Origin of the sequence: Picosynechococcus sp. PCC 7117, from assembly GCF_001693275.1 — a bacterium.
Lineage (GTDB): Bacteria > Cyanobacteriota > Cyanobacteriia > Cyanobacteriales > MRBY01 > MRBY01.
Genome location: NZ_CP016477.1, coordinates 612,275 through 637,820, shown reverse-complemented (window position 1 = coordinate 637,820; position 25,546 = coordinate 612,275). Strand labels below are relative to the sequence as shown.

At 51.6% G+C, this 25,546-nt stretch carries 25 protein-coding genes; 9 read left to right on the top strand and 16 right to left on the bottom strand.

The annotated features are described in order from the left end of the window. The first annotated feature begins 9 nt into the window (after positions 1–9). The 6 genes from AWQ22_RS03045 to AWQ22_RS03020 all read left to right on the top strand — a co-directional run bounded on the left by AWQ22_RS03045 (position 10) and on the right by AWQ22_RS03020 (position 7,935). A complete protein-coding gene (locus tag AWQ22_RS03045; RefSeq protein ID WP_030005849.1) occupies positions 10–327 on the top strand; it encodes a helix-turn-helix transcriptional regulator in 318 nt (105 codons plus the stop codon). A 75-nt stretch (positions 328–402) separates the two neighbouring features. Then, complete coding sequence (arsB, locus tag AWQ22_RS03040; protein WP_012306220.1) at positions 403–1,542, top strand: ACR3 family arsenite efflux transporter; 1,140 nt, start codon at positions 403–405, stop codon at positions 1,540–1,542. Positions 1,543–1,558: 16 nt separating this feature from the next. Beyond that, positions 1,559–1,957 carry an arsenate reductase, glutathione/glutaredoxin type gene (arsC, locus tag AWQ22_RS03035; protein WP_065710139.1) on the top strand — a complete coding sequence of 133 codons (399 nt, stop codon included), beginning with the start codon at positions 1,559–1,561 and terminating at the stop codon, positions 1,955–1,957. Between the two features lie 115 nt (positions 1,958–2,072). Then, positions 2,073–5,267, top strand: coding sequence for an efflux RND transporter permease subunit (locus tag AWQ22_RS03030; RefSeq protein ID WP_065710138.1), 3,195 nt, complete (start codon positions 2,073–2,075; stop codon positions 5,265–5,267). 69 nt (positions 5,268–5,336) lie between these two features. After that, the gene (locus AWQ22_RS03025) at positions 5,337–5,780 is read left to right on the top strand and encodes a VOC family protein (protein ID WP_065710137.1); all 444 of its coding nucleotides are present in this window, start codon (positions 5,337–5,339) and stop codon (positions 5,778–5,780) included. 382 nt (positions 5,781–6,162) lie between these two features. Further along, on the top strand, positions 6,163–7,935 hold the full coding sequence (locus AWQ22_RS03020) for a TolC family protein (protein ID WP_065710136.1): 1,773 nt from the start codon (positions 6,163–6,165) through the stop codon (positions 7,933–7,935). A gap of 3 nt (positions 7,936–7,938) precedes the next feature. Here AWQ22_RS03020 and AWQ22_RS03015 read toward each other — a convergent pair whose 3' ends face one another. Together AWQ22_RS03015 and AWQ22_RS03010 are read right to left on the bottom strand one after the other, a co-directional pair. After that, positions 7,939–9,708, bottom strand: coding sequence for an N-acetylmuramoyl-L-alanine amidase (locus tag AWQ22_RS03015; protein ID WP_065710135.1), 1,770 nt, complete (start codon positions 9,706–9,708; stop codon positions 7,939–7,941). 73 nt (positions 9,709–9,781) lie between these two features. Then, on the bottom strand, positions 9,782–11,056 hold the full coding sequence (locus AWQ22_RS03010) for a glutamate-5-semialdehyde dehydrogenase (RefSeq protein ID WP_065711612.1): 1,275 nt from the start codon (positions 11,054–11,056) through the stop codon (positions 9,782–9,784). A gap of 260 nt (positions 11,057–11,316) precedes the next feature. On the opposite strand from AWQ22_RS03010, the gene AWQ22_RS03005 reads away from it, so the two are divergent. After that, entirely contained in the window at positions 11,317–11,514 is a 198-nt protein-coding gene (locus AWQ22_RS03005) for a hypothetical protein (RefSeq protein WP_012306213.1), read from the top strand. 83 nt (positions 11,515–11,597) lie between these two features. Here the strand turns inward: AWQ22_RS03005 and AWQ22_RS03000 are convergent, their stop codons facing one another. The 6 genes from AWQ22_RS03000 to AWQ22_RS02980 all read right to left on the bottom strand — a co-directional run bounded on the left by AWQ22_RS03000 (position 11,598) and on the right by AWQ22_RS02980 (position 18,384). Then, complete coding sequence (locus tag AWQ22_RS03000) at positions 11,598–12,791, bottom strand: homocysteine biosynthesis protein (protein WP_012306212.1); 1,194 nt, start codon at positions 12,789–12,791, stop codon at positions 11,598–11,600. 42 nt (positions 12,792–12,833) lie between these two features. Next, on the bottom strand, positions 12,834–12,983 hold the full coding sequence (locus AWQ22_RS16300) for a DUF2256 domain-containing protein (protein ID WP_071819459.1): 150 nt from the start codon (positions 12,981–12,983) through the stop codon (positions 12,834–12,836). A gap of 62 nt (positions 12,984–13,045) precedes the next feature. After that, positions 13,046–14,017: a solanesyl diphosphate synthase gene (sds, locus tag AWQ22_RS02995; RefSeq protein ID WP_012306211.1), complete on the bottom strand. Its 972-nt coding sequence runs from the start codon at positions 14,015–14,017 to the stop codon at positions 13,046–13,048. A 151-nt stretch (positions 14,018–14,168) separates the two neighbouring features. Beyond that, a complete protein-coding gene (gene murI, locus AWQ22_RS02990) occupies positions 14,169–15,008 on the bottom strand; it encodes a glutamate racemase (protein WP_030005842.1) in 840 nt (279 codons plus the stop codon). Positions 15,009–15,112: 104 nt separating this feature from the next. Beyond that, positions 15,113–16,930, bottom strand: a complete 1,818-nt coding sequence (locus tag AWQ22_RS02985; protein WP_065710134.1) for an N-acetylmuramoyl-L-alanine amidase — start codon at positions 16,928–16,930, stop codon at positions 15,113–15,115. A 146-nt stretch (positions 16,931–17,076) separates the two neighbouring features. Continuing rightward, positions 17,077–18,384, bottom strand: a complete 1,308-nt coding sequence (locus AWQ22_RS02980; RefSeq protein WP_223209845.1) for a cation:proton antiporter — start codon at positions 18,382–18,384, stop codon at positions 17,077–17,079. Positions 18,385–18,671: 287 nt separating this feature from the next. Between AWQ22_RS02980 and AWQ22_RS02975 the strand changes: the two genes are divergently transcribed. Further along, complete coding sequence (locus tag AWQ22_RS02975; RefSeq protein ID WP_012306207.1) at positions 18,672–19,547, top strand: GDSL-type esterase/lipase family protein; 876 nt, start codon at positions 18,672–18,674, stop codon at positions 19,545–19,547. Between the two features lie 50 nt (positions 19,548–19,597). On the opposite strand, the gene AWQ22_RS02970 is transcribed toward AWQ22_RS02975, so the two are convergent. The 6 genes from AWQ22_RS02970 to AWQ22_RS02945 form a co-directional block, all read right to left on the bottom strand. Continuing rightward, entirely contained in the window at positions 19,598–19,801 is a 204-nt protein-coding gene (locus AWQ22_RS02970) for a hypothetical protein (protein ID WP_012306206.1), read from the bottom strand. 156 nt (positions 19,802–19,957) lie between these two features. Continuing rightward, on the bottom strand, positions 19,958–21,970 hold the full coding sequence (locus tag AWQ22_RS02965) for a ribonuclease catalytic domain-containing protein (RefSeq protein ID WP_065710133.1): 2,013 nt from the start codon (positions 21,968–21,970) through the stop codon (positions 19,958–19,960). A 71-nt stretch (positions 21,971–22,041) separates the two neighbouring features. Further along, positions 22,042–22,257, bottom strand: a complete 216-nt coding sequence (gene rpsR, locus AWQ22_RS02960) for a 30S ribosomal protein S18 (protein WP_012306204.1) — start codon at positions 22,255–22,257, stop codon at positions 22,042–22,044. 64 nt (positions 22,258–22,321) lie between these two features. Next, positions 22,322–22,516 (bottom strand): 50S ribosomal protein L33, encoded by a 195-nt coding sequence (gene rpmG, locus AWQ22_RS16295; RefSeq protein ID WP_012306203.1) that lies wholly within the window; start codon positions 22,514–22,516, stop codon positions 22,322–22,324. 52 nt (positions 22,517–22,568) lie between these two features. Next, complete coding sequence (locus AWQ22_RS02950; protein WP_012306202.1) at positions 22,569–23,108, bottom strand: RDD family protein; 540 nt, start codon at positions 23,106–23,108, stop codon at positions 22,569–22,571. Between the two features lie 66 nt (positions 23,109–23,174). Then, positions 23,175–23,684 (bottom strand): hypothetical protein, encoded by a 510-nt coding sequence (locus AWQ22_RS02945; RefSeq protein WP_084448950.1) that lies wholly within the window; start codon positions 23,682–23,684, stop codon positions 23,175–23,177. A gap of 46 nt (positions 23,685–23,730) precedes the next feature. On the opposite strand from AWQ22_RS02945, the gene AWQ22_RS02940 reads away from it, so the two are divergent. Next, entirely contained in the window at positions 23,731–24,090 is a 360-nt protein-coding gene (locus AWQ22_RS02940; protein WP_012306200.1) for an NAD(P)H-quinone oxidoreductase subunit M, read from the top strand. A gap of 135 nt (positions 24,091–24,225) precedes the next feature. On the opposite strand, the gene AWQ22_RS02935 is transcribed toward AWQ22_RS02940, so the two are convergent. Both AWQ22_RS02935 and AWQ22_RS02930 read right to left on the bottom strand, forming a co-directional pair. Then, positions 24,226–24,762 carry a CHRD domain-containing protein gene (locus AWQ22_RS02935; protein WP_030005836.1) on the bottom strand — a complete coding sequence of 179 codons (537 nt, stop codon included), beginning with the start codon at positions 24,760–24,762 and terminating at the stop codon, positions 24,226–24,228. Between the two features lie 400 nt (positions 24,763–25,162). Further along, entirely contained in the window at positions 25,163–25,513 is a 351-nt protein-coding gene (locus AWQ22_RS02930) for a phenylpyruvate tautomerase MIF-related protein (protein WP_030005835.1), read from the bottom strand. Between the last annotated feature and the right edge of the window lie 33 nt (positions 25,514–25,546).

Below are 25,546 nucleotides of genomic sequence, written 5' to 3'. Positions count from 1 at the left end.
TTTGATTTAATGTCCCTCACCCAAGACCTAACCTTAATTTTGCAGGGCTTCAAAGCCTTAGGAGATCCCATTCGTTTGGAGATCCTGGAACGGTTGCGCGCCCAAGAATTATGTGTGTGTGAATTGTGTGATGTCTTGGATTTAAAGCAGTCCAAACTTTCTTTTCACTTGAAAATTCTTAAAGAGAGTGAGTTGGTACTGACCCGTCAAGAAGGCCGCTGGATTTACTATCGGCTGAATTTGGCCCAATTTATCGCCCTAGAATCTTATTTGGCAGCATATCGGCGTTTTGGGGAAATTTTACCTGCTCGCCCCTGTGCGGATTAAAACCTCAACCCAGAATACAAATCAATTTTTTTTGATATATTGAGTCCTGTAAGCCTCAGCAGGATTTTTTTAGTCATGGTCAAAACCAAGGCGGTGCAGGCAGGGGGACAGCTCAATATATTTGAGAAATACCTGACCCTCTGGGTGGCCCTTTGTATCGTTGCGGGGATTTTGCTCGGTCGTCTTTTTCCGGCGATCGCCCAAAGCCTCGATGCCCTCAGTCTCTACAATGTGTCGTTGCCGATTGCGGTGTGTCTATTTTTTATGATGTACCCGATCATGGTGAAAATTGATTTTTCCCAAGCCGTCAAAGCGGCCCAAACGCCAAAGCCAGTGACCCTCACGTTGGTGATTAATTGGTTGATTAAACCCTTTACGATGGTCTTTTTTGCCCAGTTTTTTCTGGGGTATTTATTTCGGCCTTTGCTCAGTGCCACGGAGATCATCCGGGGGACAGAAATTGCCCTGGCGGATTCCTATATCGCGGGCTGTATTTTGTTGGGGATTGCTCCCTGTACGGCGATGGTGCTGATGTGGGGCTATCTGTCCTACAGTAACCAGGGTCACACTTTGGTGATGGTGGCAGTGAATTCTTTGATGATGCTGTTTGTCTATGCGCCCTTGGGGAAATGGCTCCTGGCGACGAATAATCTGACGGTGCCCTGGCAAACCATTGTGTACTCGGTTTTGATTTATGTGGGTTTACCGTTAGCAGCGGGCATCTTGAGTCGGCAATGGCTGCTGCGTCGCTATGGTCGGGCCTGGTTTGAAACCCAGTTTTTGCAGTTTCTCACCCCGGTGGCGGTGCTGGCATTACTGACAACTTTGGTGCTGCTCTTTGCCCTCAAGGGGGAATTGATCATCAATCAACCCCTCCACATTCTGCTGATCGCCATCCCGCTCTTGATCCAAACCAATGTCATTTTTGCGATCGCCTATGTTGCGGCCCAGAAGTTGGGATTTACCTATGAAGATGCAGCTCCAGCAGCCTTGATTGGGGCGAGTAATCATTTTGAGGTGGCGATCGCCACGGCGGTGGTGCTGTTTGGGTTAAATTCTGGGGCTGCCCTCGCCACGGTGGTGGGAGTTTTGATCGAAGTGCCGGTGATGTTGATGTTGGTGAAGGTGTGCCAGAAAACTGCCTTTTGGTTTCCCCGGGAGCCGGAAAAAGCGACGCTCCCCGATCCCCGTTGTCTTAATTCGTGCAATTTTTAGGGAAGCAAAACCTGCCATGAAAAAAATTATGTTCGTCTGTCGGCGCAATTCCTGTCGCTCCCAAATGGCGGAGGGTTGGGTGAAACATCTCGGTGCAGACAAGGTGATCGTCCACAGTTCCGGTCTCGAAGCTTCGCGGGTTCATCCAGGGGCGATCGCCACCATGGCTGAAGTGGGTCTTGATCTGACGCCGCAAACCTCTAATGCTTTAGCCGAATTTAACCCAGAAGATTACGATGCGGTGATTTCCCTCTGTGGTTGCGGGGTCAATCTGCCCGCCGCCTGGGTGACACGGCCCCTCTTTGAAGATTGGCAAATTCAAGATCCCGATGGACAGCCTCCCGAAATTTTTCGAAATGTCAGAGATGAAATACAAGGACAAGTCAACCAGTTGCTAAAAAAGTTAACATCTTAGGGTGATTTGCAGGAGGTAGCGATTTTTTGGCTAAATTGACAAATTTTGAACCAAAGATTGCTCCCTAATGTCTAAAAAGTAGCTTCTTCTTGTCCAATTTCCCGGTGCATCCGCCATGAGCGCAAAATCGAATCTAAGCTTGACGACCCTCGCCATCCGGCGTCATATCGGCACCCTGATGTTGGCGATCGCCGTCGTGGTGATGGGATTTTATGCCATCTTCAGGATGCCCGTGGATTTACTCCCTTCCATTACCTATCCGCGCATTGGCGTGCGGGCTGATGCCCCTGGGGTCGTTCCTGCAGTAGCCGTTAACGAAATTACTAGACCCCTCGAAGAAGCCCTCGCCGCCACGGAAGGGGTGACTCAAATTTTTTCCCAGACCAGGGAAGGCCGGATCAGTATCGATCTCTTTTTTCAGCCTGGCGCCGATGTCGATCAAGCCCTGAACGACACCACAGCAACCCTTAACCGGGCGCGCAATTCCCTCCCCGACAATATCAGCCAACCTAGGGTATTTAAATTTGATCCGTCCCAGTTGCCTGTCTACGAGATGGCCTTAACCTCCAGTACCCTAGCGCCGGTGGATCTACGCATTTTTGCCGATAATGACCTGGCGCGAGAATTAATCCGGGTGCCGGGGGTCGCCAATGTGGATATTTCCGGTGGGGTTGAAGAAGAAATCCAAGTCAACCTCGATTTAGAACGCCTCCAAGCCCTGGGTTTAGATGTCCCCACGGTACTCAACGCCCTGGGGGAACGGAACCAAGATGCTTCGGGGGGTTTACTGCGGGGTGGTGATCAAGAATCCCTCACCCGCCTGCTGGGACAATTTAATGACGTAACGGAAATTCGTAACTTACCGATCCGCCTGGGCACCCCAGAAAATCCCCAGACGATCACCCTCCAGGATGTGGCCCAGATTACGGATGGCACGGTGGAGGAACGGTTAGTCGTTACCCTCAATGGCCAACCAGCGGTGAAGGTGAGTGTCCAGAAACAACCCGATGCCAACACGGTGCAAGTGGTGGATGGGGTGAAAGCGAAGTTGGCAGAACTGCAACAATCCGGCCTCATCCCTGCGGATATGGATCGTACGGCAACCTTAGACGAGTCGGTGTTTATCCGCAGTTCAATTCAGAATGTGGCGGTTTCAGGACTGACTGGGGCAACCCTCGCGGCGATCGCCGTTTTATTGTTTCTAGGCTCAGTACGCCAAACCCTCATTATTGTTTTGTCAATTCCCCTGGCGACGTTGACGGCACTGATCTTGATGTTTACCTTCAATCTTTCCCTCAACGTGTTTAGTTTGGGGGGCCTAGCCCTGGGGGTCGGGGTCGTGGTGGATAACGCCATTGTGATGCTCGAAAATATCACCGCTGGGGCCGAAAAAGTGAAGTCCGAGCATGGTTCACGCCAGAAATTGCAGCGCACCGTCGAAGCCAGTAGTCAGGAGTTGGAATCGGCCCTATTTGCCTCGACGACGACAAACCTGGTTTCCGTGTTGCCCTTTCTGTTGGTGGGGGGCTTTTTAGCGCTGATTTTTAGCGAACTGATTCTAACTATTAGTTTCTCGGTGGCTGCTTCTCTGATTATTGCTCTGACGGTGGTACCTGCCCTTTCTTCACGACTACTCGCGGTGCGTTGGTCCAGTAACCTCCAGCGGGCGCTGCCGATTCAGTGGTTTGGTGCTTTTATCAATCGCTTAACGACCCTCTATAGTCGCGTTTTGGGCCTGATTCTGCGGCGGAAATTATTGGTGATTGCCGGGGCGATCGCCATTTTTGGGGGCAGCAGTTTGTGGATGGTGGGCCAATTGCCCCAGGAAATTTTACCCCGGATCAATACAGGCCAAGCGGAATTACGGGCGACCTTCCCCCCAGGCACCACGGTCGAAGAAAACCGCACAGTCATGCAAGCTGTAGAAGAGTTGCTGCTCGCTCAACCAGAAACGGAGTATGTTTTTACCACTTCCGGGGGGGCTTTATTCGGCACTTCAACGGTCAGTAACGCGCTGCGGGGGTCGAGTAGTGTCACCCTCAAGCCTGGCAGCAATGTCCAAGCCTACACCGACCGGATCAATCAGCTCGTGGCCGAACAAATTCCGGCGATTGGCACCTCAATTCGGATGCGACCGGGCAGTGTGCGGGGCTTGATTTTGAGTAATTCTCCGTCCCGGGCCGATGTGGATGTGATGCTCCAAGGTGCGAATACAGACATCCTTGAGCAGGCGGGCGCACAGGTTTTAGCGGCCCTGGAGTCCCAGGCAACCCTCGCTAGCTATGAACCCGATGCGGCTCCCCCCCAACCGGAAGTGCAAATCCGCCCCGATTGGCAACGGGCCGCCGCCCTAGGATTTTCTGCTGAAGCGATTGGCAGCACGATTCAAACGGCCCTCGATGGCTCTGTGCCCACCCAACTGCAACGGGGCGATCGCCTGGTGGATATCCGTGTCCAACTCGAACCCCAGACCATTCAACGGGCCGCCCAATTACGGAGTATTCCTTTATTTACCAGCACCCGACAACCGGTACAACTGGGGGATCTCGCCACCATTACCTCCGGTGATGCCCCAGGGGAAATCCAACGCATTAACCAGCGACAGGTGTTGATCCTCGAAGGAAATCTCGTCGAAGGGGCCAGCCTGAGTGACGCCCTCAGCGAAGTAAATCAAATCATTGCCGGTCTTGAGTTGCCAGCAGGGGTGAGCCTCTTGCCCAGTTCGGCAGCAGAAACCAATCGCCAAATTCAACTGGCCCTCCAACTCCTTGGGGGGATGGCGGCTTTCCTCGTGTTTGTGGTGATGGCGGTGCAATACAACTCCCTCATCGATCCGTTGGTAATCATGCTGACGGTGCCCCTAGCTTTGGCGGGCGGCATCTTAGGTTTATTCGTTACCCAAACGGCAATTGGGGCGACGGTGATTGTTGGGGCGGTGCTCTTGGTGGGGATTGTCGTTAACAACGCGATCATCATGGTGGAACTGGCGAACCAAATTCGAGAACGCGATCGCCTGAGTTACCGGGCAGCGATTTTGGAGGCGGCCCCCCAGCGTCTCCGGCCGATCCTCATGACAACGATTACGACGGTCTTGGGCTTATTTCCCCTGGCTCTGGGCATTGGCGAAGGATCAGAATTTCTCCAGCCCTTGGGGGTTGTGGTCTTCTCCGGCCTTTCTTTGGCAACGGTGTTGACCCTCTTTATTATTCCCTGTTTTTATACCCTGCTCCATGAACTGGGTACCCCCCGCACCAAGCGTCCCCGCCCGGTGGTTGTAGAAGAAGAGCTGCCGACTAAAGTCCTACGTTAGGGCCGAAAAAGTGCTTAGAAAAATCCCTCTACAATGGGGAAATGATCTTCGTTATGAGAAAAAATTGCCATGGGCGATCGCCACCTGTTTCACCTTGCAATTCCGATTACTAACCCAGTTGTCGCCAAAAAATTCTATGCCGATGCCCTCGGTTGCACGGTGGGACGAGAAAATAGCGGGGCGGTGATTTTTAACTTCTTTGGTCATCAACTGGTGGCCCACGTCACCAAGGAACCCCTCCGCCCCCAAAAGAGCGTTTATCCGCGCCATTTTGGTCTAAATTTTCTCGATGAACAGGATTGGCAACAGGTCTTAAATCGGGCAGAAAACTATCAACTCCCCTTCCGCGATCGCCCCCGCCTCCGGTTTCCGGGAAAATTAACGGAACATCGTACTTTTTTCCTCGAAGATCCGTTTTTTAATCTATTGGAATTCAAATGGTATCGCCATCCAGAGGCAATTTTTGGTGGTCGAGAAATCACCGAAATTGGCGATCGCCCCGAAACTCACTAGGTTTTGCTTTGAGATTATGCGGCTTTAGTAAGTTGCATCACTGTTATTGATGCCGTTGGTCGTCAAAAAAATAAAGGGGTAAAAATCGCCCAATTTAAGTGCTTTATTTGGTGACGACATAAAAGCTTGCGGGATGCGCAGCTAACGCTTAGCCACGGCCAATGACATTCAATTACAGAAAAATTGCAGGCATTCCGATGGTTTGTTCCAGTGCTTCTGGTTAGATCAATTGGTTTTTGCCGGAGGATTTAGTGACAAGTAGTAGTTTAAAGTTTTTTGACTTAAACTAAGTCATTAGCTCCTAGGCCGCGCAATTTTTCCCGTTGCCAAGCTCGCTAGTGGGCAATTTTTAAACTATTTTCAGCTGGACCCTTAGAAGCTAATGTTCGCTTTTCGAGATTTTCTTACTTTCAGTACCAGTGGCCTCGTGGTCCTCTCTGGTGGTGGGGTGGCGATCGCCCAAACAACCCCGCCGCAAATCGCTACGCCAGAGCCTCCCGTCGGTCAGGCCCCCCAGGCGCCATTGCCACCATTGGCCACTCCTGGCGTTGATCCCCTCGATACAGCAGCCTTTTTACCCAGCCTCGGTGGTCTCAGCCAGCCCACAACCCTGGCGGCTCTGCCCCTACCTGCCGCAGATCTCGATTTAACGCCGACTGCTCACCTCGGCACCATCCAGGCTCCTGCGCCCCTCCTCGCCCAGGGAGATGCCACAGAAACCCCCTCAACAACGGGAGTCGATGTAACGCTGCCCACCGCAGAGACAAACCCGACAATTCCCCTTGTGCAACCCTTACCGCCGGATCGGGTGATTAATGAAGATCTAAATCAGCTTCTAGAACCCATTGAGAATCCGGCAGTGACAGTCCCCCAGGAGGCCACAGCAGTAACGACTGACAATGTTGTTGATCTCACCCTAGAAGAAACAATTCGTCTGGCCCTAGAGCGCAATGAAACGCTCCAGGAAGCCCGTCTGAACTACGACCGATCAGAGGAATTTGTGCAAGAGGCGATCGCCGCCGAATACCCAAACCTCAGCAACCAATTCGACATTACCCGCACCGACAGCGCCAACGGAGAACTCCAGGCCCGGAACCTAGGCAGGGACAACAACGCAACCACAGCGATCAATGGCCGTCTCGAAGTCAGCTATGACATCTATACCGGGGGGCGTCGCTCTGCCCAAATTGAAGCGGCCCAGACCCAATTGCAAATTGCCGAACTAGACATTGAGCGCCTCACCGAAGAAACTCGTCTAGCCGCTGCGGTGAACTATTACAACCTCCAGAGTGCCGACGCCCAGGTGGTCATTGAACAAAGTTCGGTGTTTGATGCCACCCAGAGTTTACGGGATGCCACCCTACTAGAACAGGCAGGCTTGGGCACAAAATTTGATGTATTGCGGGCCGAGGTCGAACTCGCCAGCGCCCAACAGCGGCTCACCAGGGCTGAAGCCACCCAAAGAACCGCCCGGCGTCAACTGGCTCAACTCCTGAGTTTGGCACCGACCATCGATCCCCGCACCGCCGATGAGATTAATCTCGCTGGAAGATGGGAAATTTCTTTAGAAGAAACCATTGTTCTGGCACTGCAAAACCGCCAAGAATTGCGCCAGCAGCTCCTCCAGCGGGAAATCGATGGTTACCAGGAACGGATTGCATTGGCTGCCGTTCGACCTTTAGTCAGTGTTTTTGCAAACTACGATGTCTTGGAAGTGTTTGATGATAGCCTTGGCCCCGCCGATGGGTTAACGGTTGGGGCCCGGATGCGTTGGAATTTCTTTGATGGGGGTGCAGCGGCCGCCCGGGCAAATCAAGAGCAAGTTGATCAGGCGATCGCCGAAAATCGTTTTGCTAACCAAAGAAACCAAATTCGCCTGGCGGTGGAAACGGCCTACTATGACTTTGAAGCCAGCGAACAAAACATCACGACGGCAGCCGCCGCAGTCACCTTAGCAGAAGAAAGTTTACGCCTGGCTCGTCTGCGCTTTAATGCAGGGGTCGGCACCCAAACCGATGTAATCTCTGCCCAAACGGGTCTGAATACGGCCCGGGGGAACTATCTCCAGGCAGTTACCGATTATAATCGTGCCTTTGCCCAACTGAAGCGGGAAGTCGGTTTAGGGGATGCGGTGATCGCCCCGGCGGCTCCCTAGGGATCATTGAGCGATCGCCTGGGTTTGCAGCCAGGTTTCAACTGCATTGGCGATCGCCCCGGCGAGTTCTTCCTGGGCCTGGGGATCGGTAATCCACTCAAACTCCGTGGGATTAATCATAAAACCCAACTCCATTAAGACTGCTGGGGCTTCCTGGGGCCGGGTCAAGGCCAAGTTATTCCAAAAGACACCATAACTGGGACGGCCTAACTGCGTCGTTAAATCATCGTGGAGAAACTGCGCCAGGTCATGGGCCTGGGGATGGTACCAAAACATCCCGATACCCGCCGTATTTTCCGCGTCCCCCGCATCGGGCAGGGCATTGTAATGGACAGACAGGGCCAAAGTGGGCTGGAGTTCACGAATCGCGGCCTGGCGATCGCCTAAGGATAAATCTTGATCCGTGGTACGGCTGAGGATCACTTCCGCGCCTTTGGCTTCCAGTTGTTTTTGAATTTTTTGGGAAATGAGCAAATTAATTGCTTTTTCGGGGTAGCCCGTTGGCCCTAAGGCACCGGATTCAGCCCCCCCATGGCCAGGATCGAGCCAAATGGTCGCGCCCCGGAGCGAATTCCCCTGGAGTTGTGGCGGGTGACGGAGGGACAAAATTAAATTGCTGCCTTCATAACGCAGTGAATGGCCCCATTGTTGGTCTGTTTTGAGGCGAAAATCATAGCGGATCGTTTCTGGATCAATCTGCGCCCAGTCGAGGCGGCGGATAATTGGACTTTCGTCTAGATAAATTGTGTCGGTTTGGGCGATCGCCTGGTGGAGGGTCAGGCTAAAGGTGTCGTCATTTTGACTGACGGTAACTGGTACGGGCCTTTGGAGGGGAAAAATGACATTTGTTTCTGTGGCGGTGGTTTGCGATCGCAGGCTGCGAATCAATGTTGTCGGCGGCACTGCACCCTGGATCGGTGTGGTCTCCGAAGCGCGAATCCAAGCGCCATAGTCTAAACGCAGCCAATCCCCTTCTTTGCCAGTAACCAGGGCCTGGGTTCCCTGGGGCAAGGGCGTCAGCCGGGAAAAATTGGTACTGGGGCCTGTGCGGGCCACCCCAGCTAAACTGGTGACGGCGATCGCCTCAGTATTTTGGGTGTCTAAAATTTCGATGCGACCGGGGCTGGTGGCGGTGCTGGTTTGCCCCTGGACATTCATCTGGTAACGGGCTTGGCCGAGGTTCCCGCCTTGGGTAAAGCGCTGACAGCCCCCGTAGGTTCCCGTAAAAACTTCGGCAGGAGCTTCATTCTCTAGGGTTAAGACGGCGGCATTGCTGGGGAGCGTCACCGTGGTCTGGGGTTGTAGGGAAAAAGATTTTCCGCCGAGGGCAACCCTAACTTGGGCTTGGGCTGGCCCCTGGACTTGGAAACAAATTGTCTCGTCGGCTTGCCGGGCAATATCCACCGCCGGGAAAGGGGCTTCGAGTTGGTTGGGCGGCATTGTATTGTTAGCCAAGCGCTCAACGGTGAGGGTTTTTGTTTCCGTCTGTCCCGAAGGCTGACGATAGGTCAGGGTGATTTGGTTTTGACCCACCGCCAAGGGCAAACTGGGGGCAAAATGACCCAAGTCACTCCGGGTAATCGGTTGACCATTGATCGCCACGGTGCCCGCCGCTGGGGCTGAACCAATCAAGAAAATCTGGGCGGCGCTGGTTTGGTGATTGTTTGGGGGGTAGACCAATTGGAGGCGATCGCTTTGGCGAGGAAACTGGGCGATCGCCGGAAAGGTCAGGGCCACGGCAATACCAGAACTGAGGGCGATCGCTTTAAACATAAATCTTGTCCTTAACTTTTTAAGCTTACAAAGGCCATCTCCATTGAGACAGCGTTCTTTGAGGCGTTGAAACCTAGAGGGTGCTATCCCCCTGAACCACCTGTTTAATGGTCGTAAAACTTTCGAGGCCAATTAAACCCCGGCGATTTCCCTTTTGGTTCGAGACCCCAAGAAATACCGAATCGCTCCCCAGGGGATGACGCGAAAAACAAGGGGAGGCATTGATATAGATCAAAGCACTATCGAGGCCCATGGAAAATTGCCGACTTTCATGGTAGGACTCCGTGACAATACAATCAGCATGGCCACCGGAGTTGCAATTAATTTCAGTGATAGCTGCGGCCAGATCCGGCACCCGTTTAAACGCCACAATTTTCTCCAAATAAGCCTGTTGCCATTCTTCTTCGGTACCGATGGGGGCGAGGTGTTCAGGAAATTCTTCGACGAGGGACGCATCCCCCCGTAGCTCAAAGTCTTGTTCTTGGAGGGATTTAAACAGACTAATTAAATGGGATGTTTTCTGCTCAGGACACACCAGGACTTTTTCGATGGCATTGACGGCATCGGGTTCGTAATTATGGCTGTCTTGGATCACCCAACTGGCCAATTCCAGATCACCGCTGGGGGCGAGGTAGAGGTAGCAATTGCCTACGGTGGTTCTCAGGACAGGGGTGGTGGCGTGTTGCACCACCTGTTGAATCATGTTGGGACGGCCATAGGGAATGATCAGGTTCAAGTAGCGATCCTGGGCCACCAGTTGTTGTACGGTACAACCTTCCTCAGAAGAGAGAGATTCTAAACAGCCTCCGGGTAAGCCCTGGTCAGCAAGGGCCGTTTGCATAATCTCAGCGATCAGGTGATTGGTATGGCTGGCATCACCGCAACCGCGAATCACGAGGCTATTGGCTGTCTTTAAACAAAGTCCAGCGGCGATCGCCCCTAATTCGGGCAAGGCTTCATGGATCAGACAAATCACCCCCAGGGGCATCCGTTGGGAGTAGGTCTGGTAACCGCTAATTTGATAGGTCGCATTTTTCACCCGTTGCAGCGGATCGGGCAGTTTTGGCAGTTGACGCAGCAGACGCACTGTTTTTTGCAGCCGTTCGGGGGTCAACTTTAACCAATCCAGAATCAGCTTCGGCACGGCCATTTCGCGGCTGGCCTCTAAATCCTTGGTATTCGCTTCGAGGATGACGGAAATATTGGCCTCTAGGGCGGTGGCGATCGCCTCAATACCCAGATGACGTTCACTACCTTTGAGTAACTCTAATTCTAGGGAAGCCTGATGGGCCCGCTGCAAGGCTGCCGTAATCGGATCACTGCTCTCTAACGGGGGAGTAGATGCCATTTGATTACCCATGAAGTCCCAATGTACTCGCGAAAGTTTGCGTAAAGCCTCACCAGATCATACTGATTGCCCTAGGGGATCGCAAGAACCTGCCAGCTAGCAAGGTTGCTTTCTCCCAACTTTTTTGTCAAAAAGGCCAGTTGCTCTTATTAAAATATGTTTTCTGTATCAAATTTTACAGAAAATAAAATATAATGAGGTAGAGGACAAAGTATAAAACACAAATCCCCCGTGTTTCGCGGTCGGTCAGGAGCAAAACCATGAGAACCCAACAACAAGCCCGTGCATTAATGATGCGCCATCACCACGCCATTAAAAATCGTCAAATGTCCCTCCTGAACCGTTCTGCCACAGAAATCGGCATGGCACCAGAAGGAGACTATCAAGGCACGATTCAAGGTAAACTCCCCCGTCAAGTGCGTGCGGACTATGGCCCTAGTCATGCCACCATGAGCTAACGAAATTTACTGGGAAAATTCTGTTTTCTAAAAAATTATCGATGGTCATCGCCGTTTCAGGATGGTGGCTTTTTTCGGCAGTATTACAAACGCTGGCTCCATTGGTCTTGGGACAAAAAGGGGCGATCGCCACTGATGGTTGCCACGGGTTCGGTGAGGGTAAAATCACCGGCTTGAATCCATTGTTTGAGGGTTTCTGCCACTTGATCCGCGAGATATAGACTCGTGACCGGAGCAACTTTTACGGTTTTTCCCTCAATGGTTAATTTCCCAGTTTTAAGCTGGCCATAGCTCACCAAACCAAAGGTGGGCCGTACCCGGCGCGGAATCGAAAAATCCATCACCGGGGCGACAATTTCTTTATCTTGGACGGCACAGTGGGCGATGACTTCCTCATGGAGAACCGGTAGAGGCACCCCCACGCCCAACATTAAAGAAGGGCCGTACTTGGTGAAATAACAACCCCGTACCCACTTGGGATCCATTTGTTTTGCGTCGCCAATCAAAGCCAAGGTGGAGGCTGGCCCCAGGGGGGTGCGATTGCCCAGACGTTTCTGGAGGGGAAAATGCTGGGTGCCTTCCCAGGCCACGTAACCAATACCGCCCCCCAAGAAAATTTTGCTGCCGACCCCGATCAACTCTAAATCTGGGTCATTTAACAAAGGAGAAATTGCTCCAGCACAGGCATAGACGGCATTTCCCAAATGGGGCTGGAGGGGGCCGAGGTAAGTATAGAGGGGGCGATCGCCACCGTTAACACCCACAATAAAATTTTGATAAAGATTGCGGGGATTGAATAGATAAAACTGATTAATTTGATCTTTTGTGAGGGTATTGTCCCAGGTGGCGCGCGGATAACAATCGGTCACATGGCCCAGGGCATGGAGATGGACGGTTTTACCTGCAATCAGATCTTCAATCACATGGCCGCCGCCTTTCTGGGAGAGGGGGCGATCGCCAATTTCCGCCGCTTCATTTTCCAGGGGATCTTCCATCATGGTCGCCCCTAGGTAAATATCCACCGCCCCCAGACCAGGATAAGCAGGCACCCCATTGAGCCAGCATTTGCGAATTTTAATGGGGGGATCCGTATGGCCCAGGTTAAGCATTGCCCCCGAAGATTCCATCGGCTCAAAGGTACCTGTGGTCACCACATCAACGGTTTCGGCAATTTTTTTGATGCCCCATTCCGCCACCCGTGCTTTTACTTCAGACACCGTCCAGACAACGGCCTGGTGGGCGAGAATCTTTTCGTTGATGCTGGCGATCGTTCTCATGGTTGAACAGAGGGAAGCGTACCCTTTCATCCTAGGAGAAAATCACCCTTGGTTACGCCGCCGTCGGCACCGCTCCGAACAATATTTCACGTCATCCCAGCATTTTTCCCATTTTTTGCGCCAGGTAAACGGCAGTCCGCAAACGGTGCAAGTTTTTGTCGGGAGATCGGCTTTTTTACGCTGTCGTGCCATGGTTAATCATTGCAACTGGATGTCGCCTTTCGTCAGACTGCTTTTTTATTTCAGGGTGCGGCCTAATACATCCGGCCCAAAACGTAGTCAATGAGATCCGTGAGGGCATCTTTGGAGGGAGACGGATCTAGGCACTCTAAACTGTGGCGAGCCAATTGACCGTGGTGGGCTGCAAGTTCTTTAGCGCGACTGATCCCATTGCTGTTGCGCACAATTTCGAGGGCTTTTTCGGGGTCGCCATTTTCGGCAAATTCCCGCTCGATCAGTTGGGTTAGGTTGGGATGCTCTTCCATGGCAAACAGGGCTGGGGCGGTGATGTGGCCGCCGATTAAATCAGATCCGGCGGGTTTCCCCAGGACATCGGTAGAACCAGTGAAGTCGAGGATGTCATCGACAATTTGGAAGGCCAAGCCTAAATTGCGGCCATAGTCGTAGAGGCGATCGCCAATTTCTGGGTCAACCTCACTGAGAACAGCCGCCGCTTTGGCACTGTTTCCAATCAATGACGCTGTTTTGTAATAGGATTTTTCGATGTAAATTTCGAGGTTCATTCCGGTGTCGAAGCGGTTCAGCCCCTGTTGAATTTCCCCTTCGGCAAAGTCTTTGATCACCTCAGAGAGCAATTTCACCACGGTGAGATTGTCTAAATTCGCGAGGTACCAAGAGGATTGGGCAAAGAGAAAGTCTCCGGCCAGAACAGCGATGCGATTATCAAAAAGGCTGTTAACAGTAGGTACACTCCGGCGCAGGGCCGCTTCATCGACCACATCATCGTGGACAAGGCTCGCCGTGTGAATCATTTCAGTGATTTCTGCCAGGCGACGGTGCCGCTGGGTCAAGGGGCGATCGCCTAGGGTCGCCCGGGAGGCCAAAAGCACAATGGCGGGTCGAACTCGTTTCCCCCCCGCAGAAAACAGATGCTCTGCCGCGGCCCCCAAAATCGGATGTCGGGCGCTAATTAGCCGCGTCAGATTTTCACTGAGCTCCTTGAGGTCGGCTTCGACGGGAGAAAAAAGGGTAGTCGCTGAAATCATTATTAAGCCGAGGGAAACGAAATTTACGAAAATTTACATATTCTATATTGTATGGCAATGGATTCGTTTCAGCAGAAAACGGCTCTTTTTTGCGGGTCTACCCTGGCCCGATCACTCGTAGGGACACCTGTTTCAGGCAGGCGATCGCCCTTTAGCCATTGGTGATCGAAAGGGGCGATGTATTCACCATGAGGTTTTTTAAGTCCACCTGTTCCACTAGGGGCTGATGTCCAAGCCATCCCTTTGCCGATTGGGCGAACTGGTCTGGGCAACCGCTCACCGCAAAGCGGGTTGGTAATGGTGACTGGGGATTTTTCCAACCCATCAATTCCAATTCCTGTTCCGTGGCACTGACCACATATTCCGCCGGATCGACACAAATCACATGGCTCGGCAAAATTGATTGAATTACCCCAGACAAGTGGCGATAGTGGGTACACCCATAAACCAGGGTATCAATGCCTTGTTCTAGGAGCGGTTGGAGACGTTTCTGAACAATGCGTTTCGTGTGGGGATCGTTAATGCGATTGGCCTCAATGAGGGGGACAAATTCTGGGCAGGGCATTTGCCACACCGCCGCCTCTGGGTTCGCTTCCAGAATCGCGTTTTCGTAAGCGCCGCTATTCACTGTGGCCTGGGTAGCGATGACTCCGATGCGTTTCCCTTGACTGACTGCCCCCCTCGCTCCGGGGAGAATCAGCCCTAAAACGGGGGTTTTAAATTCTGAGCGGATCACATCCAAGGCGATCGCCGAGCTTGTATTACAAGCCATCACCACCATCTTCACCCCTTGGGCTTCCATCCAAGTCAGAATTTCGCGCACATATTGAATCAACTCTTCGGGTGAACGATCACCATAGGGTAATCGGGCCGTATCGGCAAAATAGATAATCGACTCTTGGGGGAGTTGTCGGTAAAGGGCTCGAAGGACGGTGATGCCCCCCAAGCCACTGTCAAAAATGCCAATGGGGTGTTGCTGTTGGTTGCCCATAGATTCTCGTTCACACCAAATAAATTAAACAAAGATTAGCGCAGTTTTAAGGTATTTGCGCTTATTTCTGTGGCGAATTACTGATTTTCTGGCAACCCCCTGGGCTAGCGCACATTGTTTTGGATATATTCCAGGATGCCAGCAGCGATCGCCTGGGCCATTTGGCTCCGAAATGCAGGATCATTCAAGCGGGGAGCATCTTCCCGGCCCGTGACAAAACCTGTCTCGACGAGCACTGAAGGCATGGATGTATTACGCAATACATAAAAGCGCGCCGTTCTCACACCCCGGTCTCGCATTTGGAGCCGTCGCATTACATTGCGGTGAATACTTTCAGCTAAGGCTCGACCACTTTGGTGATAGTACACTTCAAAACCGTTCACATCGGGGCGACTCATGCTGATGGCATTGGCGTGGATACTTACGAATAAATCAGCATTGGCATTGTTAGCCAGTTGGGTACGTCCTTCTAGGCTGACAAAATAATCCGTATCCCGGGTCATTCGGGCTGTGATGCCACTTTGCTGTAGGATTCGGGCTACTTCTTGAGAGATGGGGAGAATCACGTTTTTTTCCTGTAGGCCACCAATCCCCACAGCACCAGGATCACGACCACCATGGCCGGGGTCGATCATGACCATAATATTGCTCCGGGGTGGGCGAAAATTTGGCAGTACCGCTTGGGTTGTGGGGGGCGGTGCCGTTGGGGCCGGCGGCACAAACAGAGAACTTGCCGTTTGGGGACGATTAAGGTCTAGGGCAAGGAACTGGGCGTTGGGTTGACTGAGACTTCCAATTTGTACCCCCTCGGCAGGTTCAATCTGGACGAGCACCGTATTGGCCGTTTCCTGGCGGATGGCAATGCGGGAAATGGGACTATCTCCCCCCCACTGGGGGCCACGCACAGGTTGAGCAAGGCGGGCGTTGTTAATGCGAATTTGGTAGAAGCCGGCGTTACGATTCCAACCACCGTCGGCCTGGAGGCGATCGCTGCCACGGATGACTAACTGGGTACTGTTGCGGGCAAGTTCTAGGGCTTCAACGATGGTTTGTTGGGGTTGGGCTGTGGCGACTGATTGTTGGGTGGGGACGGCGATCGCCCCGGTTTCTCTTCCCCCTAGGCTACTGGTGCCCCCATCCGGAAGCAGTACCAAACCGCCATCACCGTAGGTGGTATACAGCGCGCGCCACCGAGGGCTACCGGGTTCTAAATTTAAGGTAATGCGGGCTTCGGTACGGCTGGGTTGCTCAAATTTGATTTGGCGGACTTTGTAGCGGTTAACATCTAGGGTCTGATTTTCTAAGCTCCGGGGCAATTGCAAATCCCGCAGGGTAAAGGTAAGGCGATCACCATCTTGGTCGGTAGTGATGCGACTACCGGGCCGGGGATCCAGGTTCACGAGGAATCCCTGTTGGGTCACCCGCACCAAGTTATTAAAAAAAGCTTCTTCTGGAGCGGCGTTACTGGGATTTCCAGGATTGGCAGAATTGTTAAAAATTTCTGGGGTACTGGGAGCTACTGGGGCCACGGGAATGAGTTCAGGTTCTGGTAAATTCACAACCCAATCCGTCGGCGATCGCCCTTCAAAACGGATTGCCTCAGGATCTAAGGTATAGCCAGGGGCTAATTCCACCACCAACCGTGTGACATCTGGCGCAAACTGACCTAGCCGTACGCTCGTAATTTTGCCGCCATAGCTGCGATTGACCGTGGAGCTTCCCAGGACAGTACCCGGTAAATCAATCACCAAGCGGCTGGGATCTGGGATCAGTTGCGCTTCGGGCTGCACCCGTTCATTGGTGCGAAACTGCAATTGACGTCGTTGGGTATTAAATTCCCAAAAGACCAATTGACCTGCCCAAGCCGGTAGTTGCCAAGTGGATAGCGTCAGTAGCGTCAGAAAAAACCAGAAAAATCTCACAGTTAAAAATCCTCGACTCACAAGGGAAAATGCCACGCCCTCAAGATATAGAACAATTCCGGTGGATAGAGATAAAACCTCTTCCTACCTTCTCCCAAGGGACGTGGGTCGCTTAGGATATGTTTCAATGGTTGCCCAAGGCTGAATTATTGTAGCTTCTCCGGCGTCTCTCCAGTGGCGATCGCCGCCTGGGGTTCCTTAAAGACCAAACGCAAAAATGGCGGTGCAATAAATGTCGTCAAGATGACCATCATAATAATTGCCGCTTCCGTCGATTCCGAGAGGGCGCCACTGGCCGAACCAACCCCTGCAAACACAAGGCCCACTTCGCCCCGGGGAATCATGCCTACCCCAATCGCCAACTTGTTCAACTGGTCTTGGCCGAAGACGGTAAAGCCCGTAATGACCTTACCGACAATTGCGACCACGATCAAAAAGGCCGCAATAATTAATCCTTCACGGTTGGCCGGAACCGCCGGGTTGAGGACACTGAGGTCTGTTTTTGCACCGACGCAAACAAAAAAGATGGGGACAAACAAATCCGCCACCGGCAATACCTGTTCTTCTAGTTCGCCCCGTTTATCCGTTTCCGCCAGAATCAGTCCAGCCGCAAAGGCCCCAAGAATCGCCTCCAGTTGGATTACCGTTGCAATGTAGGACAGCACAAAAGCAAAAACGACGGATACAGTTAACAGTTGGCCTCTGGTTTTCATCCCATCCACCAAACTGACAAATAAAGGACTCAGGAGACGACCGACAATAATCGCACCAATGAGAAACGCCCCAGCACTCACAATGAGCCAGATAGTGCTGACAACCTGCACTTCTCCTGTTTTCGCCAAGCTTGCAACCACAGCGAGGACAATAATGCCGAGGACATCATCGAGTACAGCCGCGCCAATGATAATTTGTCCTTCTTTGGTGGTCAGTTGACCCAATTCTGCTAGCACCTTCGCGGTAATCCCGATACTGGTTGCCGTGAGGGCTGCCCCCGCAAAAATCGCTGGCACTGTACTGAGATGGAATAAAAAGACTAAACCTGCTGTCCCTGCGGCAAAAGGTGCCACTACCCCAACCACGGCGACAATGGCGGCTTGGGGGCCAACTTTAATCAATTCTTGTAGATCCGATTCAAGACCAATTTCAAACAGAAGGATAATGACCCCTAGTTCTGCGAGGACAGAAATCACTTCGCTTTGGGTGGCAAACACTGCCGGGGCTGCTTCAGGACTTAAACCGGCTGTATTTTGCAGAAATTGCATCAGTAGTGATTGGGACGCTTCGATGCCCCCTTCTGGAAAGACCAGTAAACTCAGAGCAGATACGCCCACCAATACTCCGCCGACTAATTCGCCCAGTACTGGGGGGAGGTTGATGCGGGAACACAGCTCTCCGCCCACTTTACTTGCAAAGTAGATAACCACAAGGCTCAGTAGCACCGCAGCCAGAATCATGGAGGGTTCCGCTGCTTCACTGGCGGGGGGCGCATTGAGAAGGAACGATTGAAAATACGGCATGAATTTTTGATTACAAGGTAACGACAAGCGTAGGGACCAAAGTTGTCCGGGGAGGTTTGGCTTCGGTCAAAAAACGGGGCAGAATAACCAGAGGCTTCCTGGTCGCGTTTTACCAGATTAATGTAACAAACCCCTGGATCATTAAAGGGTTTATTCTTGACGGATTTATCGGCAACTTTTCGTTTTGGGACAATAATTAGAAGGTGTTTGCCCTGGAAATTGCCATGTCAGAACCGTTATTTTTAGTTGCGAATCTATTATGCCGAACGCCGACTGCTGTTCATTCGGTCAAGGCGATCGCCCCCCAAACCTGTGTCCAAAGGGCAAGCAATCCAACGGCTACCAACCTTTGGGCAACAGCGACACCGCAATATTTAGCGAGCCCTCGCTTTCGTTCCGGGGCGCAACTCTATACTTTTCGTCTCAATGCTTTATTACGGGGACAGATCCAAACCGCCCTTAAGGCAGGGGCAAGTACCCGGCTATGGACAAATGGCGCGCCCCAACCCACCTATCAGCAGTGGCAACAGCTCTTGAGCCAAGAAGTACACTTAGCGGCCCAATATCAAGGGCGGCAGTCCCTCGGCATTTTGTTGGGGGATTCCCTGAGCCTCTGGTTTCCCAATGACCTTTTACCGGCTTCTAAAATTTGGCTGAACCAAGGGATTTCAGGTGAAAATACGAGTCAAATCCTGGCGCGCCTCGGAACGCTTCATGGCCTCCAAGCAGACACGATTTATCTTATGGCCGGAGTCAATGATCTCAAGCAGGGAGTTTCTGAGACAACGGTACTGAATAATTTGCGGGCAATCATTCGTCAATTACGCTGTCAACATCCTGAGTCAGTGATCGTCGTGCAGTCCCTTTTACCCACGAATCACGGTTATTTACGCAAAGACCGGGCCATTCGTATTAATCAACAACTCCAGGCGATCGCCTCCCAAGAAGGTGTCAATTACCTCAATCTTTATCCTTTATTCACCGACGCTAATGGTGGACTCCGGTCGGAGCTAACCACCGATGGCCTCCACTTGAGCGATGCTGGCTATGCCCAATGGCAGGGGGCTTTACAACGCCTAGAAGATTGTTTGGCCCAATGATTTTTAGAAGTTAAACCCGATAAGATTCCGAGCATCATCCCTAGATTTTTTTAGGCAATTTGGCGGGAAGCCAATTTTTCCAAGTGGAGTTGGGATTCATGGAGCAACTGATGCCGACCATCCTGAGGATGTTCTAGGGAAGGCACGAGATTCTTGGCCTGGAGTGCCATATGGAGTTGCAGTTGGGCCACGTATTCACCCATCTCTTCTGCCCAGGGATTGACTTGATTCTTTGTAGAGTAAATAGCAGTCATTGCTTTCACAGTTGTTCGAAAACATTTCAAGTTCGCTGGCTATGAGGTTACCATGCCCAGGAGAAACAACGGACGCCCTCCGGAGAACTGCAATATTTCTCAATGGGGAACCCGCAGAGTCTGTTATAAATCTTGATGTTTTGTCGGCTTTTTATCCTAGGAAGCCGCCGCAATCTCCGTTTCGAGCAGTTCCCGGAAGCGAATTTCATCTTTATGGGGATCGGCTTGGCTTACTTTTACTTCCAGGCGATCGCCCAAGGCAACGGCCCGTTCAAAGCGATGGGGAAGTTCTAGACCCAGTTCTTCTAGGAGGATAATGCCTAATTTTTCATCTTCCCGGAGCCAGCGTAGGACTAACCCTTGCCACACTTGATCCGCATTACGACGTAAGTATTCGAGGCTCCAATAGCGATTGGTTTGGCGCTCTACATGGACAGCTTCCTGACTGGAAGTGACGACACTGTAGAGAATTTCCTTGAGTTCATCCACCGAGAAAGGCAGTTCATCCCCCCGCAAATGGGCCTTAATTTGAAAATGGGCCAACAGGTCAGTGTAACGACGAATGGGGGATGTGACTTGGATATAGGAATCTAACCCCAAACTGGCATGGCGTACGGGATTGGTGCCCATTTCACTGCGGGGCATACAACGCCGTACCGCACAGGCGCGCACAGGCCCAGCAGGTAATAATAACAGTTCCTCTTGGGGGGGGAGTTCCGGTTGGGGTTGTCCCCGAAAAGGCAGGGGTAAACCATGGGTCCGCCCATAATGGCCTGCCACTTCGCCAGCGAGGATCATCATTTCAGCAACCAGTTCCCGGGACATGGAGGCATGGAGGACTTCGATGAAAATGTTTTCGTCCTGCACCTTAATGGAGGCTTCTGGCATCTTAATACTGATGGAGCCTTGGGCATCCCGCCACTTTCGGCGTTTGTGGGCAAAATCCGCGAGGAGGGCGATTTCTGATTCGGCCTGGATCCGCAGATGGAGCATTTCGTCCACATCGTCATAGGTGAGGCGATAAGTAGGCTTGACCCAACTGGGGGTGATTTCATAATCGGCGATCGCCCCGTTTTCTGTGAGCAAAACTCCAAAACTGAGGGCGGCACAGACCTGACCTTGGCGTAAGCTCATCGGCCCCGTCGCCAGCTCTTCCGGGAACATGGAGATCATCCCCGTGGGCAAATAGAGGCTGGTACTACGACGCCGGGCTTCTAGATCGAGTTCATCCCCAGGGCTTAACAAGCGGGTGGGATCCGCGATGTGAATCCAAACCTTATGGCGGCCACTTTCTAGGGTTTCGATACTGAGGCCATCGTCAATTTCTGAGGTACTCTCATCGTCAATGGTGTAGGTCTTGAGATGGGTTAAATCGAGACGGTTCCCCTCATCGGTATCACCGGGCGAGGCTGACAGGCGGGCATGGGACACATCGAGTACCTTCTGAGAAAATTTTCTGGGGTAACCGCTCCGGAGGAGAGCAAGATTTTCGTGGGAACTCCACCAGCCAAGGGAGACCAAGAGGCGGAAAGCCTGTTCTGTCGTGGGCGATCGCCCCAGCATTTCGAGGAGGTCGTGGGCGGCTCTGGCTGACTGCTCCGGGTAGAGGACAAATTTTTCTAGGCTTTCGAAACGTTGCCGATCACTGTCTTCCCAGGTTACTGTTTCTCCGGCGATCGCCTGGTTAACCCGCTGTAAAAATTCTGTTTTTTCACGTTCTTTCTGAGCTTCAATTTCTAGCTGATGCTGAATTTCGCGGACCTGCGCCTCTGCACGGGGTTCGTAGTAATCCCCTTTGCGTTTGAAGAAAATCTTATCTTCCGCCAACATCAAATGACAGGCATAACATTGCTGGGGCGTTTTGGCTGAAAACAAAAGTTGCGCGAGGGATTCTGGGGTTGCCGGTTCCGAGGCTTCGACAAGAAATTCCCAAGCGACAGCCAGATTGTCGGGATCAACTAATGCCTGACTTGCTGTGAAAAAGCTGGGGATCTCAGTTGGATCGTAGGGGGAACCCGCCACGGTGTATTCAACCCTTTGGGGACGCAGCTTATGGGATTGCCCCCGTCCATCGATTACGATCCAATCTTTTTTTCCTTCAGGACGCTCAGCGACAGCAAGTACTCGTTCTCCCTGTAGCCGAAACTCAATCAGTTGTCCTTTTTCCACCAGCTTTGTTGCCTAACGCGACTATATAAGAGCAATCCTAAACTCAACACCTAGAATTGCTTGGCATCACTTTAGCCTTCTTTGTTGATGAAGGGCAACAGGGCCAGCATCCGTGCCCGCTTAATGGCGGTATTGACATCCCGTTGTTGACGCGCTGTTAAGCCGGTGATCCGACGGGGTAAAATTTTGCCGCGCTCGGTGATGAATTTGCGGAGGAGTTCGACATCTTTGTAATCGATCGGCTGGCTAGGAGGAATCGGAGAAAGACGTTTACGGTAGTAGGCCATGGTTAATAAATAACGTTAAAAAATAAAAAATTTGTCGATAAAATTTCAGTGGTAAAGGAATTACCTACTTAATTTCTTTGTGGACAGTGTGCGCGTTGCAGTGGGGGCAGAATTTTTTGATTTCGAGCCGCCCGGTGGTGTTCCGACGGTTTTTGCTAGTGGTATAGCGGGAAACGCCATTGGAGCGCTTGTTGGTATTGGTGCGACATTCGGTGCATTCCACGGTGATGGTAATGCGGACGCCTTTTTTGCTTGCCATAATTTTTTACTAGATTAGCGGTTGTGGATCGCTAAGGTTTACACACAAATTTCTATTTTTGCATATTTTGTCTTAGCTCGGCAAGGATTTGTTTGAGACGTAAATCTAGGGAAAAACCGCGCTGGGTTTGGATCATATAGGTTTCGGCGATGCGATCGTGGAAGGCTTGGTTAAATTCTTCGTCGGCGATCGCCACGCCACAGGAGGCCAACAGGGGAGAGATTAACAAAATCAAAGAAATGCCGTTCCCCATCAGAAAAAAACTTTGGATCCCATACATGGCAAGCATGGCGGCAAACCCTAAAATGCCTTCTCGTTTGCTGAGGTTGATAATTTCTGGCACTCGATAACGGATGTCGATGACTTTGATATCAAAGGCCCAACTACCCAGGCTTTGACCCTGGTTACGGCTGACGAGAAAGACCCGCAGGCCAAACCAGACGACGAGAAAAACCAACCACTGTAGGGTTAAACCCCCTAAGCCACTGACAATCCAAGCGACGATAAAATCCACAAAAAAAGCCCAAAAGCGTCTGTCTAGGGGGACTTTTGGGAAACGGCGGACGGGACGGTAATCTTCTTCGTCATACATAGGCGGGGAAATCGGGCAAAGACGGATTGCTTTTATTGTAGAGGGTCAGGGAAACGGGGATGCGGCTTATCGAGGGAGTTGTTGCGATCGCCAACCCTGGGGATTTTTTTCGAGCGATCGCCAGGTTTTTCCTTCCGGTTGCCGCTGGAGATAAACCTCAAAGGGATTGCGGCGACGATTTTCTGTGCGCTGGGAAGGAAAATTCAATACCACATCATAGGTGCCCTGGAGGTGATAAACCGGCAGTGCCTGGAGAAAAAAAGAATCGAGCTTTTTGACCTGGATATTTTTCAGTTCCAAGTTGGGCGGCGGCGCATTAATAGTCTGGCTCAGTTGTTGGTAATGGCTTTTGAGTTTGGTGGCGATCGCCCGTTGGATCACTTCACCGTCCGGGGCAAATTCCCGGGGAGCCTCCGTCCCAGTACAACCCCAAAGATTGAGTAAAATGACACCGAAAATGACGAGCTGCCCCAGACGTTTCCACTGGAGCCTCATTTTTTGGAAGATTGGTAACCCTGGCGCATGGTTCGTCGCCGCACCAAGGAAAACTTTATCTGTACACTGGGGAAATGTCACAATAGCAATTGTTGCAGAATAATTTTCATCTTATCTGTTAAGTCCTATGCTGCTTAAATCCACGACCCGCCACGTCCGCATCTACACTGCCGAAATTCAGAAAAATGAATTAATCCCCAGTGAAACCGTGCTCACCTTGGATGTCGATCCAGATAACGAATTCGTTTGGCCCGAAGAAAGTCTCCAGAAAGTCTATCGCCAGTTCGATGCCCTCGTGGAAAGTAACAGCGGCGAGGATTTAACCGAATACAACCTGCGGCGGATCGGCTCCGACCTAGAAGCCTTTATCCGTGACCTCCTCCAAAAAGGTGAACTCCGCTATAACCTCGACTCACGGGTAATGAACTTCAGCATGGGCTTACCCCAAATGGATCACCCCGATAGCCAAGGCGCTTACCTCCAGTAAGGTTTGGCCCAGGCTTCAAGTAATCAGAAAAACCCGCAGTCTTTGATGAAATTCCCCTCGGAAAGACAAAAGAAACTGCGGGCGATCGCCCCAAAAAATTCAGCAGAAAATCTTGTGAAACTGTAAGCCCTATCCCTAATGAGAATGGGAATGAATAGAACTCAGTTGACCCCGAATAGCACCGTTCGGGAACTGGGGATTATGAACATTGATATAAAAATCGCTGGGATTCTCTAAAATACGTTGCACAATTCCGGTTTCACCCGTGGGAAATTTCCCTTCTTCCCCTTCTGTCAGGCAGTCCGCAGCATTGCCATCCTCTGGCCCGGCTAAAACTGCGACCACTGGGCCATTTTCATCCATTGCGCCTTCGTGAATATGGGCCGCCATCCCAGAGCCGACGGGAACGAGTTGGATCCCAGTGACCGTCATCGAATAACAAAGGGTAGTCGGATCATTATCAATGCCAAAAACGTAGGCATGGCCTTCACCATTGGCATCACCGACAAGCATTTCCATATTGCCGTCTTCTGGCACCTCTGCGCTACCATCCATCATCGTGTGCAAAATAGTATTGGTATGGCCGGCGAGGGCAACCGAGGGAACCATTGCACTAAGGGCGAGGACGAGATAACTACAAGCGCGTCTTAGGCGTTTTGTTTGACTTTTCATCGGAACTCCTGATTGAAATTGAGATAGCTTTGCAAAAAACAGCGATCAGAACTAGCTATTGATCGTTGTACTATCTCAGCGAAAATAAAGCTTGAATTTGGACGTCAAAGCTCACTTTTTCCGCATTTTGGCGCAGATATTCGGATTTTTAAATTGTTTTGTGAAACAATCAGCCAGGAAATGTTTCTTTGATCCTGCCGACATCAGCAAACTGTCCCATTCTAAGTATTTTTAACTACTGTAAATTACCTAATTTGCCTCCGGCGATCGCCTAAAGATTGTGAGCTTTGCCGCAAAAAAAAGCCGCCCCAAATTATAGATGCGGCAGCTCCTTGGGATTAGTTGGCGTTTGTCAAGATAAACCCAAACTTAATTGAATCGCTTTGGTCATCGGCTGCGGTTAACCGAAAGTCGAACCATTCCAGCCCCACATACTGCCTTTGGCATCGGCAAACTCAATGTAGATACGGTTTTTGGCAACACCGAGACTCTGGTGAATTTCATTACAGAAGTCTTCACTCATGGTGCGGGTGCGATCGCCCATGGTGCCCACACTTTTGATCTCCACATAACAAGCCGGATCAATCGACCCCCCAAAGGTCATGGGAATCCCGGCCTCAAAAGCGGTCATCACATAGGCTTCTGGCTTGCCGAGGTGCGCCGCGAGTTTGCGGGACAAATTGAGCAAAAGGGCTTCTACATCCCCTTGGGAAGCGGGCGGTAAAGATGTTTGAACTTTAATCAGAGGCATCGTTTTAAATCAGGAAAATTTTGTTAAAAGACT

What these genes read in the sequence shown, in the direction of transcription:
- arsC (WP_065710139.1), top strand. Translation starts at nt 1,559, where the DNA reads ATGAAAAAAATTATGTTCGTCTGTCGGCGCAATTCCTGTCGCTCCCAA.
- sds (WP_012306211.1), bottom strand. Translation starts at nt 14,017, where the DNA reads ATGATTTCAGCGACTACCCTTTTTTCTCCCGTCGAAGCCGACCTCAAG.
- AWQ22_RS03025 (WP_065710137.1), top strand. Translation starts at nt 5,337, where the DNA reads ATGGGCGATCGCCACCTGTTTCACCTTGCAATTCCGATTACTAACCCA.
- murI (WP_030005842.1), bottom strand. Translation starts at nt 15,008, where the DNA reads ATGGGCAACCAACAGCAACACCCCATTGGCATTTTTGACAGTGGCTTG.
- AWQ22_RS03000 (WP_012306212.1), bottom strand. Translation starts at nt 12,791, where the DNA reads ATGAGAACGATCGCCAGCATCAACGAAAAGATTCTCGCCCACCAGGCC.
- AWQ22_RS02950 (WP_012306202.1), bottom strand. Translation starts at nt 23,108, where the DNA reads ATGTATGACGAAGAAGATTACCGTCCCGTCCGCCGTTTCCCAAAAGTC.
- arsB (WP_012306220.1), top strand. Translation starts at nt 403, where the DNA reads ATGGTCAAAACCAAGGCGGTGCAGGCAGGGGGACAGCTCAATATATTT.
- rpsR (WP_012306204.1), bottom strand. Translation starts at nt 22,257, where the DNA reads ATGGCCTACTACCGTAAACGTCTTTCTCCGATTCCTCCTAGCCAGCCG.
- AWQ22_RS03015 (WP_065710135.1), bottom strand. Translation starts at nt 9,708, where the DNA reads ATGTTTAAAGCGATCGCCCTCAGTTCTGGTATTGCCGTGGCCCTGACC.
- AWQ22_RS03005 (WP_012306213.1), top strand. Translation starts at nt 11,317, where the DNA reads ATGAGAACCCAACAACAAGCCCGTGCATTAATGATGCGCCATCACCAC.
- AWQ22_RS02980 (WP_223209845.1), bottom strand. Translation starts at nt 18,384, where the DNA reads ATGATTCTGGCTGCGGTGCTACTGAGCCTTGTGGTTATCTACTTTGCA.
- AWQ22_RS03030 (WP_065710138.1), top strand. Translation starts at nt 2,073, where the DNA reads ATGAGCGCAAAATCGAATCTAAGCTTGACGACCCTCGCCATCCGGCGT.
- AWQ22_RS03010 (WP_065711612.1), bottom strand. Translation starts at nt 11,056, where the DNA reads ATGGCATCTACTCCCCCGTTAGAGAGCAGTGATCCGATTACGGCAGCC.
- AWQ22_RS03020 (WP_065710136.1), top strand. Translation starts at nt 6,163, where the DNA reads ATGTTCGCTTTTCGAGATTTTCTTACTTTCAGTACCAGTGGCCTCGTG.
- AWQ22_RS02940 (WP_012306200.1), top strand. Translation starts at nt 23,731, where the DNA reads ATGCTGCTTAAATCCACGACCCGCCACGTCCGCATCTACACTGCCGAA.
- rpmG (WP_012306203.1), bottom strand. Translation starts at nt 22,516, where the DNA reads ATGGCAAGCAAAAAAGGCGTCCGCATTACCATCACCGTGGAATGCACC.
- AWQ22_RS02930 (WP_030005835.1), bottom strand. Translation starts at nt 25,513, where the DNA reads ATGCCTCTGATTAAAGTTCAAACATCTTTACCGCCCGCTTCCCAAGGG.
- AWQ22_RS02970 (WP_012306206.1), bottom strand. Translation starts at nt 19,801, where the DNA reads ATGACTGCTATTTACTCTACAAAGAATCAAGTCAATCCCTGGGCAGAA.
- AWQ22_RS03045 (WP_030005849.1), top strand. Translation starts at nt 10, where the DNA reads ATGTCCCTCACCCAAGACCTAACCTTAATTTTGCAGGGCTTCAAAGCC.
- AWQ22_RS16300 (WP_071819459.1), bottom strand. Translation starts at nt 12,983, where the DNA reads ATGGCACGACAGCGTAAAAAAGCCGATCTCCCGACAAAAACTTGCACC.
- AWQ22_RS02975 (WP_012306207.1), top strand. Translation starts at nt 18,672, where the DNA reads ATGTCAGAACCGTTATTTTTAGTTGCGAATCTATTATGCCGAACGCCG.
- AWQ22_RS02935 (WP_030005836.1), bottom strand. Translation starts at nt 24,762, where the DNA reads ATGAAAAGTCAAACAAAACGCCTAAGACGCGCTTGTAGTTATCTCGTC.